The sequence below is a fragment of the Nostoc sp. genome, from assembly GCF_036917135.1.
Taxonomy (GTDB): domain Bacteria; phylum Cyanobacteriota; class Cyanobacteriia; order Cyanobacteriales; family Nostocaceae; genus Nostoc.
The window spans coordinates 17,562-29,757 of the sequence record NZ_JBALEA010000054.1 but is presented as its reverse complement, the minus strand read 5'-3'; the positions used below and the strand labels follow the sequence as shown (position 1 = coordinate 29,757).

Here is a 12,196-nt window from a genome sequence, read left to right as displayed (position 1 = left end):
ATAAGCTTTTGCGTCATGTCTCATATTTTATGACACTGTGTGTACCTCGCTTCACTTATTTTCCTCTGCTACCCCTACTTATTGAGCCGATACCTTTAAATCAAGTTACTTTTGCGAGTCTGTTCGGTTTCGCACACATAACTCAAAAAATTTTTCCGGCTCGGCTACTGGGCTTATTGCCCAGTAGCCGAGCAAATTCCTTTTGGATGACTTGATGACACTCGCAGGAAGTTGCTTCCAAATCCTCTCGGCTCAGGATGCTAATATGACCACGTTGGTAGGTGATCATTCCGGCTCGGCTGAGGGTGCTAGCCGCTACTGTCACGCCGGAACGACGTACACCTAGCATTTGAGCAATAAATTCTTGCGTGAGGGGAAAATCTTCTGATTCCAGACGATCAGAGACTGTCAGTAGCCAGCGAGCCAGACGTTCTTCCAGTGTATGGAGACGGTTGCAGGCAGCACCTTGGGCCAGTTCAGAGTATACAGCTTGTACATAGTGTAGCAGCAGGGTTTGAAGCGCTTCGCCCCGATTGAACTCGGCTCTAACTACATCTGCATCGATCTGCATAGCAGCGCCGGAAATCTGCACAAACGCTGTTGTGGTTGTGGTGTTGTCTCCTAAAATTATCGGGATACCCACCATGCCTTCATTGCTTACTATCCCAACTTCCGCCGTTGAGCCATCTTCCATAGTGGTGACTATAGAAACCACTGACTTATCAGGAAAATAGACGTGTGTCATCGGTTCGGCTGCTTGGTAAAGGATTTGCCGAAGTGGGAGCGAAACTAGCTTTAGATGGGGGACAAGACGCTGATAATCTTGGCTTGGCAGAGCTGCAAGAAGCTTATTTGCTGGTTGCTGAAAAAGGTTTTTATCTAATGATATTAGAAGTCACTCTCCTTAAGGTAGGTGACTTTAGAAAAGCCAACTCAGGGCACAAGGAAAGGATTTAAGGTTCTGATCCTAATGTCAAAAGGTGTATTCGCTAAAGAAAAACGGGGACAATCTCAAAAATATTAAATAAACACACTTCCTAGAGTCTGTACGGTTTCGTACATAGGAGCTTCAAAAAAATTATTTTCGCCGTTTATTGGGCATATTGCCCAATAAACGAACAAATTCATTTTCTATAATCTGATAACATTCGCAGGAGGTTTTTTCTAAAGCCTCTCGATTCAGGATGTTAATCTGACCACGGTGGTAGGCGATCATTCCGGCTTGGCTGAGGATGTTAGCCGCTTCAGTAACACCAGCGCGGCGTACACCTAGCATCTGTGAAATAAATTCTTGCGTGAGCGGAAATTCTTCTGATTCCAGACGGTCAGAAACTGTTAGCAGCCACCGAGCCAGCCGCCTTTCTAGCCTATGCAGACGGTTGCAGGCAGATCCTTGTGCTATTTGAGTGTATACACCTTGCACGTAGCGCAGCAGCAGGCTTTGAATAGCTCCACCCCGATTGAACTCGCTTCTGAGTATATCTGCATCCATCTGCATCGCACTGTCTGAAATCTGCACAAATGCTGTTGTGGTTGTGGTGTTGTCTCCTAAAATTACAGGCATACCCACCATACCTTCATTGCTCACTAAACCAACTTCCACAGTCGAGCCATCTTCCATAGTGCTGACTATAGAAACCACTGCCTTATTAGGAAAATAAACTTGTGTGATCGGTTGGCCTGCTTCGTAAAGGACTTTCTGAAGTGGAAGCTTAACTAGCTTCAGGTGGGGAAGAAGACGTTCATAATCAGTTGCTGGCAGAGATGCGAGCAACTTATTTGCTGGTTGTGCATGGGTATTTTTGTCTAATGACATTGGGATTCTCCTGAATATAGCCATCTTTAGAAAAGGCAACTCCAGGCATAAGGAGAAAAATCAAGAATCTGATCCTAATGTCAAAAGGTGTATTTTCTAAAAAAACTTTTAATAAATTCGTGGGAAGCGATCGCAGTAAAAAATTCCTGATTATGCAAGTCCTTAAATTGCACTACCAACTATCTGTTTGCTTCCAGACATAGAAACTTTAAAGCAATTTATTTTATCTTAACATTTTTTAAAATTTAATCCTAGAAGAATATAACGGTTCCCATTCAGATGCGGTACAACATTACATCACAAGGTGTAAGGGCACGGCAGTGCCGTGCCCCTACGGGTGTACCTCACTTAAAGGAGAACCGCTATATTAAGACTTTTTGAGATACTACGAAAAATTGAATGACTTATCGTAGTATATACTCAGTCTCAAACAGTCCAACTCACAAAAACTCAATAAAAGCAAGTATTTTCTACTACAATTTTAGATTTTTTATTACTCCAAACTAGCTTACTTATCTCGTTCACTTATGCAATAATAAACACTTGCGCCCTAAAACAGCGTTTAATCTATCGATTTACAGTATTAATAGCGAAAGATTTATTTGCTGAATAATTTATATTGGTTTAGTGCCGAACTCAGTGTTGTTTGGAGCTACTAATTTAATTGAAATATGGCGTTATTAACAAAATGGCAAAAATCCAACAAAGATATCACTGTTCAGTCAACTGAGAAGCAAGGCGAAAATATGAAGTATAACCAACTTGGCAAGAGTGACTTAAAAGTTTCTGAAATTTGTCTGGGCACTATGACTTATGGACAGCAAAATACTATTGAAGAAGCCCACGAGCAGCTAGATTATTCAATTGCCCAAGGAGTCAACTTTATTGATGCAGCCGAGATGTATCCAGTACCAACAAGTGCCGAAACTTATGGATTAACTGAAACTTACATTGGGGAATGGTTAAAGCATCAACAAAGAGATGAAATTATTATAGCTACTAAGATAGCTGGTCCTGGTCGAGGTTTTAAATGGTTACGTGGTGGAGCCAAAGCAATTGACCGTGATAATATCAAACAAGCTGTAGATGATAGTTTAAAAAGATTACAGACAGACTATATTGATCTGTACCAAATCCACTGGCCCGATCGCTACGTGCCACGTTTCGGACAAACGGTATTCGATCCGACTCAGGTGGGTGAAACAGTTCCCATTGCTGAACAGTTAGCAGTATTTGCTGATGTAATTAAGGCGGGCAAAATTCGCTACATCGGCTTGAGTAATGAAACCCCTTGGGGAGTTGCCCAGTTTAGTAACGCAGCTAAACAATTAGGATTGCCCAAAGTTGTTTCGATTCAAAATGCCTACAACTTGTTGAATCGAGTATTTGACGGAGCCTTAGCAGAAGCAGTTTATTACGAAGAAATTGGTTTACTGGCATATAGTCCTTTGGCATTTGGTTTATTGACTGGTAAATATCTAAATGGCAAACCAGAAAAGGCAAGATTCAGTTTGTTTGAAAATTTTGGTCAGCGCTACTTAAAACCAAAAGTCAGTGAAGTAGTAGCAGCCTACATAGATATTGCCAAACGCTATCAACTAAGTCCAGCACATCTGGCTTTGGCATTCGTGCGGAGTCGTTGGTTTGTGCCTAGCACAATTATTGGTGCTACGACACTGGAACAACTCAAAGAGAATCTAGAAAGTGTGGATGTAGTTCTCGACAAAAACATTTTGGAAGAGTTGGATATAGTTAATGCTCAATCTCCAAACCCGGCACCATAAGAGTGCTGAGTAGTGAGTGCGAATTGTTCTGAAACGAGTAGAGGTACGCGATTCTGTCCCAGTTGTTAGATAACAAACTAGATATTTAGTAGGTAGAATATGACTTTTACAGCAACATCGGTTGACCAAAATACTATTCGTCGTCGCGGTACTGGTTTAAGAGCTTACAATTCTGAAAAAGTATTCAAAGGATACACACTTTTCACACCTCTGACAGGTCAAGGTGAAGTCTACCTCCTGAACCTAGAAGGAGAAGTAGTACACCAATGGAATCTGCCTTATCCACCAGGGTTATACGGTTATCTCTTACCCAATGGCAACCTTTTTTATAATGGTAAGACTCCACCAGAAGAACCACTACGTTTTGCTTTGTGGGCTGCATTCAAAAGTGGCGTTGTTTTAGAAGCAGATCCCAAAGGAAATATTATTTGGGAATATCAGCATCCAGACCACCATCACGATGGACGCAGACTAGCCAATGGCAACACAATTCTACTAGCCATTGAAAAAATACCTGAGTCTTTGGTTAAGAGGATCAAAGGCGGGGTACCAGGTACAGAACCAGATGGTAATATCTATGCAGATGTGCTTTATGAAGTGACTCCAGGAGGTGAAATTGTTTGGACTTGGCACGCCCACGAACACCTCGATCCAGATATATTTACGATCACACCCCAGGATCATCGACATGAATGGACTCATGGGAATACTGTGGGTGAACTTGCTGATGGCAACATTATAGTCAGCTTCCGCAATATCTCCACAGTTGTCATTATCGATCGCAAAACCGGAGAAATCATCTGGACGTTGGGCGATGATGTGCTAGCACAGCAGCACTTCCCGAACGAATTAGCTAACGGTAATATCTTGATTTTCGACAATGGCGCACATCGCCGTAACATTGCTCTCAATTTCTCTCGTGTAATTGAGGTGAACCGCCAAACCAAAGAGATAGTTTGGGAATACACCGACAATCCGCCCCAAAATTTCTTCAGTTCTTACATATCAGGGGCGCAACGTTTAGCCAATGGCAATACCTTGATTACAGAAGGTGCCTATGGCCGGATATTTGAGGTGACAGTTGCAGGTGAAATTGTTTGGGAATACATTAATCCCCACTTTGCAGTTAGAAATATTCCCGGTGAGAAGTCGCTGGTAACTCGTGGGGAGCAAAATACAGTCTTTCGCGCCTTCCGTTATGCACCTGAAGAAATTCCCTGGCTTTAGAAAAGCGTGGTACGTAGTAAGCACTGAAGTGCTTAACATCAGGACTAAAGTCCTTACTACCAACTTCTCATATTCAAAGTTTGGTTAGTGTCTGAAATTTTTCGCCACATTGAGAGTTTCTACTGCGCTAGGACTTACGCAAAAGCACACGCTGTAGGGCAATTCATGAATTGCACCTAGGGGAAAATAAGGGTTTTGGCTATTGTTTGGGTAAGTTCTGTGCGCTTTATAGCGGTTCCCATTCAGATGCGGTACAAGATTATATCGCAAGGTGTAAGGTAAGGGCACGGCAGTGCCGTGCCCCTACGGGTGTACCTCACGTAAACGAGAACCGCTATAGGACACTAACAATTTAAGATTTGGGATTTTGGATGAAAATTCAATTCCCAATGCCGATTAACAATTCCTATTTACCAAGGAACTTAAACATGGCTCAAATCAAAGTATACAGTGCGGTTGTTTGTCCTTATGCTCACCGTACCCGCTTGGTACTCCAAGAGAAGGGCATCGAGTTTGATTTGATTGAGATTGATTTGCAGAATAAGCCAGAAGGGTTTACCAAAGTTTCCCCCTATGGTAAAGTCCCTGCACTAACTCATGGCGATAACCGAGTTTGGGAGTCAGCAGTAATTAACGAATATCTCGATGAAGTATTTCCCAATCCACCACTGTTACCCAGCAGCCCTATTGCCAAAGCACAGGCTCGTATCTGGATCGATTTCGCTAACACTAGGTTCGTTCCCGCTTTTTCTACCCTGCTGCGGAGTTCAGATCCTCAAAAACAAGAAGAAGCAAAACAGGAACTATACAAACACCTGGAATTCATTGAAAACGAAGGTTTAGCAAAGCTATCTGGGGAAGGCCCTTACTGGTTTGGTGAATCCATCAGTTTGGTGGATTTCACCTACTTTCCTTGGTTTGAGCGCTGGGCTGCACTCAAGCAGTATCGTGGGTTTGGGATACCAGAGCAATTTACCCGTGTACGCCAGTGGAAACATACTTTGAAAGAGCGTGAGTCGGTGAAAGCGATCGCTCACTCTAAGGAATTCTACATTGAGCGATATGCTAAATTCGCTGCACCTACTCTCGCTGCTGTTTAAACGTAATTAATAATACCAATTTAATTAATGATTGCAACACATCCTTGGGTAAAGTAAAGACGCGATAAATCTAGACGCGATGAATCTAGAATCTAGACGCGATTCATCGCGTCTCTACAAATGGTCTATTTGTTGCATTGTTTTTTTCAATTGGTATAACTATGTTTCAACTGGGAATTCAAACCCCACTTGAAACATAGAATTAAACTCTTTAAAATTACGAACTTGTACTGAGCGTAGCCGAAGTATTACGAATTACGACTTTACCAAAGTGAGCGGCGCTTTTGAGGTAATGATAAGCTTCTCGTGCTTCAGTGAAGGGGAAAACTCGATTAATAATCGGTTTGATTTGATGCTGTTGCATTGCCTGATTCATCGCCTCAAACATTTCCCGACTGCCAACATAAATTCCCTGAACTGTTAAACTCTTAAAAAGTATTGGCATGGGGTCAATCTCATTTCCTCTACCTGACAATACGCCAATTAAGCTAATACGTCCTCCAATGCGGACTGCTTGTAGGGATTTTGGCAGAGTACCTGCACCGCCTACTTCAATTACATGATCTACACCTGTGCGATTAGTCAATTGATAAACTTGCTTTTCCCAATCTGGTGTTATTTTGTAGTTGATTGTCTCATCAGCACCAAGCTGTTTGGCTTGCGCCAATTTATCATCACTGCTGGAAGTAATAATCGCTCTCGCACCATGTATCTTGGCAAACTGGAGAGCAAAAATTGAAACTCCTCCAGTACCGAGTAATAAAATACTATCACCTGCGCGAAGATTGCCTTTTGTAATCAGTCCATGCCAAGCTGTGACTGCTGCACAGGGTAATGTTGCCCCTTCAATGTAGGATAAGTAGTCAGGTAATATCACTAAGCCATCTTGGTGTAATACGACATACTCAGCTAGCATTCCATCGATACCGCCTCCGAGATCAGATTTCATTTTCTCTTTGGTTAAAGAGCCATAAATCCAGTCTTGGAAGAAAATACCAGCCACGCGATCGCCTATTTTTACCCGTGTCACACCTTCTCCCACCGCCACAACTTCCCCCGCACCATCAGACTGGGGAATTAAGGGATATTTCTGTCCAGTACCATAAGTGCCTTCAATGACAAGTAGATCGCGGTAATTTAAGGATGTTGCTTTGACTTGAATGAGAACTTGTCCAGGTGCGGGTTTTGGTTCAGGGCGATGGACTAATGCCAGGGCATCAATTCCGGCGTTGTTTTGAATTTCGTAAGCTTTCATAGAATTTCTTATGCACTATGCTATCGCCAATCATCCATTGCAAAAACATCTGGGCGATTGAATCCCGGTTCATTAGGTCTATGCATTGCAACTCCAATGATTTCACTGCGAAAACCACGAGCAAGCATCTTACGGTAAGCTTCGTCTCGACTGGTATTGACTCCAGCAACCAAACGTGTGATCCCTTGAGCCGCAGTCAATGCTTCACACAAATCTAATAACTGCTCGAAATGTTGCCCTGCATGATTGCCAGAATATACCGTGCCAAATTTGATAAAGCAAGTATTACTACCTGCCTCAGTACCTGCCCCATAGTGACAAACTGCAAATCCTGCCAAGCCTGCATCATTCCATAACAACACTGTATCACCCAGTCCTTGAGCCTGAACTGTCAGAATTTCCCGTGATAAATCTAGCCCTTCATAAATAGAATTAGTGAGTTGAGCAATTGCTTTGATACTTTGGGCGCGTTCATCCTCACTGATGAGTGAGTATCTAGTTCCTTGGGATATTGGCTGGAATTGCTGTACTTCCTTTGCCAAAATTGCAGTGAGAAAACGCAGACGGAAGCCAAATTTTTGATAGAGTACGTGATGCTTAGGACTTTGAGCAAAAGTAAACAGTCCTGTCATCGGAGTATTCCATTGGTCAAAGGAAGTTATTGCAGCTTCAACCAGACGTTGACCTACTCCTTGGTTCCAAAAGTCAGGATGAACGCTTAACGGCCCAAAATAGCCAAAGCTTCCCCAATTCACCACTAAGTTAGAACCGATTAATTTTCCATCTACCTCGGCAGCATAGGCCGCATTTGGATCATTTTTCCAACGATGGTGGATGTAAGCAGCATCCCCATAAAACTCGGTTGGTTCAGCTAGTCCTAATAAAGTGCCAAAGGCCAGCCGAAAAATATGGTCAGCAGCAGCTAACTCATTCTCTTGGAGTAATCGGATAGAAACGTTCATCTCTTTGTCATCTTGAGAGCGTTAGATTCTATCCTATTACTTAGAGTTAGGGACTTCCAAATAAAAAAACATCCCAAAACTGACGCAAAAATCCTCTCTATTTCTCTTCTCTCTGTGTTCTCTGCGCGGCAGTCACTCATGGGGGAAACCACGCCAGATGCTCCACTTGGGGAGACCCCAAGACCGCACTGGCTCCCCAAGACCGCGCTGCCTTGCCTCTGTGGTTCATTTCTTTGGATAATTTATTTATTGGAAATCCCTTACGCTAAAGAGAATCTATGAACTGCTGTACTTTTTCTATGAGTGGCTGATGTTCGATTAGCTCTGCTAACTCTTGGGCATTTTGGAAACACGATCGCGCTATTTTTTTGCGTTTGGTTGTAGTGTAAAGGCTGCCCATATTCAGCAAAGTTGAAATTTCTCCCAGAGAATCGCCCTGTTGTTGATAAATCGCAATGGCTTGTTTGTAAAACTTCATGGCTTGGCGATGCTCTGCCAGAGTAGTGTAGGTAAAACCAATGTTATGAAGGGTTGTGGCCTCGCCAGAGCGATCGCTAATTGCTCGACGTGTCAAAAGAACTTGATGGTAGAGCAATAAGGCTTGTTTCGGTTTTCCTAAATCATGATATACAGAAGCAATGTTGTTTAAGGTGGTTGCTTCACCAACCAAATTTTTCACAGCTCGTTGAATTGGAAGTGCTGCTTGAAAAAATTCTAGAGCTTGCTCAAACTTGCCTAAGACATTGTAAGCAAACCCAATGCCATTTAGGGTTGTTGCTTCCCCAGAAAAGTCTCCTAGCGATCGCCGCATCGTCAAAATTTGGTGTTGTAACAACAATGCCCGTTTCGGTTCTTCCAAGCGCGTATAAATTAGCGCTACATCATTGAGCGTAGAAACTTCACTTTGAGTATCTTGCAATCGCCTGAAGATAGGCAGTGATTTGTCAAAATATTCCAAGGCTTGGGAAAAGCGTCCAAGACGGCTGTAGGTAGAACCCAGATTGCTAAGTGCAGTTGCTTGTGCGGCAGCGTTGCCAATTTCAACAGCAACCGAAAGCGCCTGATGAAACCGCTCTAATGCTCTTTGAGGTTGCCAGCAACTAAGGTGAGCTAAACCAAGGTCGTTCAGAGTATAACCTTCCCTGGCTCGGTCTGGAATTGCTCTAGCTAAGTCTAAATTTTGGGTTGCCAGATCGAGATACTCTTGAAATTTCCCTCGCTGATAATAGCGGTTTGCCTCATCACGACGTTGTTCCCACTCTTTGACTTGATTTAAAGGTTGCATCATCTGACCTCAATTGCACTCTGCGATAAGTAGGCAGGACATATTTTGGGAATGAACCCCTCTTAGGTTTCCCAAATTTTAACCTTTATTTTCTATCTTTAGATATAAGACGTAAATAGATAAGTATGGTAGTGTCTCATACTTACAGGAATATCTATGAATTAATTAATACAAATAGCCTAGTAGGGGCACACAGCTATCATTGCTGTCAACTTAGAGCCAGCGCGAATAGAATTCCGTGAATAACTTCGTAGTCAGGACTTCAGTCCTTGGTTTAAGGGTTTCAGTAAGAGAGTACTTATAAAGTAAATCTTAAGTAGGGTGTGTTACGGCTTTAGCCTAATGCACCGCTACATAACACGGTGCGTTAGGCGCTCGTATCATATTTTCGTGACAAATCATATCGAACAAACCCTGATGTTTTAGTTAAACTCGCCTGGATTTGTTCCCTTATTCTTGGCGACAGATATTTCATGATTTCTGCATCGTTCTAGAGGCGATACAAGTAATCAAAGTCCTTGAGAGAGAAATGCCTTAGTAGCAGTCTTGCAGTTTTTATCTCAGGCATGCTATCAGAGTAGCAGGCTAAATGCTACTTTAAACAAGCGTATTTTTTTGCAAACATTAATATAATGCTCTTACTATGAGCATCTACCAATCTCTCAAAAAATCTTATACGCAAAATCGTCAGAGTGAAAATGACTGGCGGTTGTTTTTGCGTTTAGTGCCTTATGCCCGTCGTAACGGACGGCTATTGGCGCTGTCGATGTGCCTACTAATACCGATCGCACTAGCTAACGCCTTACAACCTCTGTTGATTGGCCAAGCTATCTCCCTAATTCGTCATGAACCAAGCGCTTACGAATTTTTCCGGAATCGCCCCTTGTCCCAAGGGCTAAATATCCTAGAGGGACTATTGGTAATTGCGATCGCTATCCAATTGAGCTTGACAAGTTTACAAGGTTATATAGTCCAAAAGCTAGGGCAACAAATCACCGCCGCAATTCGCCAAGACTTGTTTCACCATGTGACATCTCTAGCAGTGCGCTTTTTTGACCGCACGCCCGTAGGTAAATTAATTACCAGAATCACCAGTGATGTAGAAGTGTTAGGCGATGTCTTTTCTACTGGGGCAATCGGCATTATATCCGATTTGTTTTTGATGCTGGTGACTTTGGGTGTAATGTTTTCCATGCAGTGGCAACTCGCTTGCTTGCTGCTATTGATCCTGTTACCAGTTAGCTGGGTAATTGTTTACATTCAGAAACAGTATCGCAAAGCCAATTACAAAGGGCGAGAAGAACTTTCTATCCTGAATTCACAGCTACAAGAAAATGTTGTTGGTATTAACGTTGTGCAGTTGTTCCGCCGGGAAAGATTTAATGCCGAATTGTTTCGTGCCACGAACAGCCGCTACACACAGCAAATGGATAAAACCATCTTTTATGATTCATTTGTTTCAGCAACCTTGGAATGGATTGGACTGATTGCGATCGCAGGTGTTTTATTGATCGGTGGTTGGTTGCTATTAGAAAAAAACTTGACTTTTGGAAATTTATCTGCATTCGTCTTGTATGCCCAACGATTATTTGACCCTTTAAGGGCTTTTGCAGAAAAATTTACGACAATTCAAGCTGCTTTCACAGCCATTGAACGCGTCGGCGATATATTAGATGAACCGATAGAAATCCGCGATCGCGCCAATTTGCGCTTCTCAATATTTGATGCTAAATTCGGCTACATAGACGAGATCGTGGCAAATCTAGAATCCCCAGACCTCACTTCCCCGCCAGAATTGGGAGAGATTCGCTTTGATCACGTCTGGTTTGCTTACAAAAATGATGATTATGTAATTAAAGACTTAGATTTTACCATTCATCCTGGTGAAAAAATTGCATTAGTCGGCCCTACCGGTGCGGGTAAAACCTCCATTATCCGCCTTTTGTGCCGCCTTTACGAACCCACCGAAGGACGCATTCTCATCGATGGTATCGATATTCGAGAAGTACCACAAGCAGAACTGCGGCGCTACATGGCAGTAATTTTACAAGAAGGCTTTTTGTTTGCTGGTGATGTTAAAAGCAACATTTCTTTAGGAGATGGCTATACCATTGAACAGATTCAACAAGCAGCAGAACAGACCAACATTGCCCAGTTTATAGAAGAACTACCCCAAGGGTATGATACTCAACTTCGAGAACGGGGTACAAATATTTCTAGTGGTCAAAAGCAACTTTTAGCCTTTGCGCGGGCTGCCATTCGCAATCCTCAAATTTTGGTACTAGATGAAGCTACCGCTAGTTTAGATGTTGGCACAGAAGCTTTAGTTCAAGAGGCATTAAACCAGCTTTTGCTCAGACGTACCGCCATTATTATCGCTCACCGCTTGTCTACAATTCGCAATGTAGACCGGATTTTTGTTCTGAAGCGGGGCGAATTAATCGAACAAGGAAGTCACGATCAACTACTACGACAGGGAGGGCTTTATGCTACTTTACATAACTTGCAGATGTTGGGAACTTAATCCCCCGCTCACAATCCCCACCTTATGAGTACATTGAAGTTGGGGACTTCCGCGACACGTTAAAAAATCTGATTAGAGAATAAAATAGCGATGCCTTCTCCTGTCGGAGACGCTGCGCGAACAGCAAGGCTTCTCTTGTTAGGCTACGCCAACACCAACGCACTAAAATTTATTGGTTGAGACGGTAATTTTTTGATCGCCAACCCCCCAAATTTCTCGCCCATACTGTTGACAAAAGTCTTA

At 42.8% G+C, this 12,196-nt stretch carries 10 protein-coding genes; 5 read left to right on the top strand and 5 right to left on the bottom strand.

Annotated features, from left to right (window positions below):
• Positions 1 to 142 precede the first annotated feature (142 nt).
• Positions 143 to 745 carry a Crp/Fnr family transcriptional regulator gene (locus V7K50_RS15845; RefSeq protein WP_334961542.1) on the bottom strand — a complete coding sequence of 201 codons (603 nt, stop codon included), beginning with the start codon at positions 743 to 745 and terminating at the stop codon, positions 143 to 145.
• Here V7K50_RS15845 and V7K50_RS15840 point away from each other — a divergent pair.
• Complete coding sequence (locus tag V7K50_RS15840; protein WP_334961541.1) at positions 739 to 957, top strand: hypothetical protein; 219 nt, start codon at positions 739 to 741, stop codon at positions 955 to 957. The two genes, V7K50_RS15845 and V7K50_RS15840, sit on opposite strands and share 7 nt — an antisense overlap.
• A 121-nt stretch (positions 958 to 1,078) precedes the next feature.
• Here V7K50_RS15840 and V7K50_RS15835 read toward each other — a convergent pair whose 3' ends face one another.
• Positions 1,079 to 1,816 (bottom strand): Crp/Fnr family transcriptional regulator, encoded by a 738-nt coding sequence (locus V7K50_RS15835; RefSeq protein ID WP_334961540.1) that lies wholly within the window; start codon positions 1,814 to 1,816, stop codon positions 1,079 to 1,081.
• 746 nt (positions 1,817 to 2,562) lie between these two features.
• Between V7K50_RS15835 and V7K50_RS15830 the strand changes: the two genes are divergently transcribed.
• From V7K50_RS15830 to V7K50_RS15820, 3 genes are all read left to right on the top strand, one after another.
• Complete coding sequence (locus V7K50_RS15830) at positions 2,563 to 3,600, top strand: aldo/keto reductase (protein ID WP_334961550.1); 1,038 nt, start codon at positions 2,563 to 2,565, stop codon at positions 3,598 to 3,600.
• Between the two features lie 99 nt (positions 3,601 to 3,699).
• Complete coding sequence (locus V7K50_RS15825) at positions 3,700 to 4,827, top strand: aryl-sulfate sulfotransferase (RefSeq protein WP_334961538.1); 1,128 nt, start codon at positions 3,700 to 3,702, stop codon at positions 4,825 to 4,827.
• Between the two features lie 428 nt (positions 4,828 to 5,255).
• On the top strand, positions 5,256 to 5,927 hold the full coding sequence (locus V7K50_RS15820) for a glutathione S-transferase family protein (RefSeq protein WP_334961536.1): 672 nt from the start codon (positions 5,256 to 5,258) through the stop codon (positions 5,925 to 5,927).
• A gap of 217 nt (positions 5,928 to 6,144) precedes the next feature.
• Here the strand turns inward: V7K50_RS15820 and V7K50_RS15815 are convergent, their stop codons facing one another.
• From V7K50_RS15815 to V7K50_RS15805, 3 genes are all read right to left on the bottom strand, one after another.
• Positions 6,145 to 7,182, bottom strand: a complete 1,038-nt coding sequence (locus tag V7K50_RS15815) for a zinc-dependent alcohol dehydrogenase family protein (protein WP_334961534.1) — start codon at positions 7,180 to 7,182, stop codon at positions 6,145 to 6,147.
• Between the two features lie 20 nt (positions 7,183 to 7,202).
• Complete coding sequence (locus V7K50_RS15810) at positions 7,203 to 8,144, bottom strand: GNAT family N-acetyltransferase (protein WP_334961532.1); 942 nt, start codon at positions 8,142 to 8,144, stop codon at positions 7,203 to 7,205.
• A gap of 265 nt (positions 8,145 to 8,409) precedes the next feature.
• Positions 8,410 to 9,432, bottom strand: coding sequence for a tetratricopeptide repeat protein (locus V7K50_RS15805; protein ID WP_334961530.1), 1,023 nt, complete (start codon positions 9,430 to 9,432; stop codon positions 8,410 to 8,412).
• Between the two features lie 640 nt (positions 9,433 to 10,072).
• Between V7K50_RS15805 and V7K50_RS15800 the strand changes: the two genes are divergently transcribed.
• A complete protein-coding gene (locus tag V7K50_RS15800; RefSeq protein WP_334961528.1) occupies positions 10,073 to 11,953 on the top strand; it encodes an ABC transporter ATP-binding protein in 1,881 nt (626 codons plus the stop codon).
• The last annotated feature ends 243 nt before the right edge of the window (positions 11,954 to 12,196 follow it).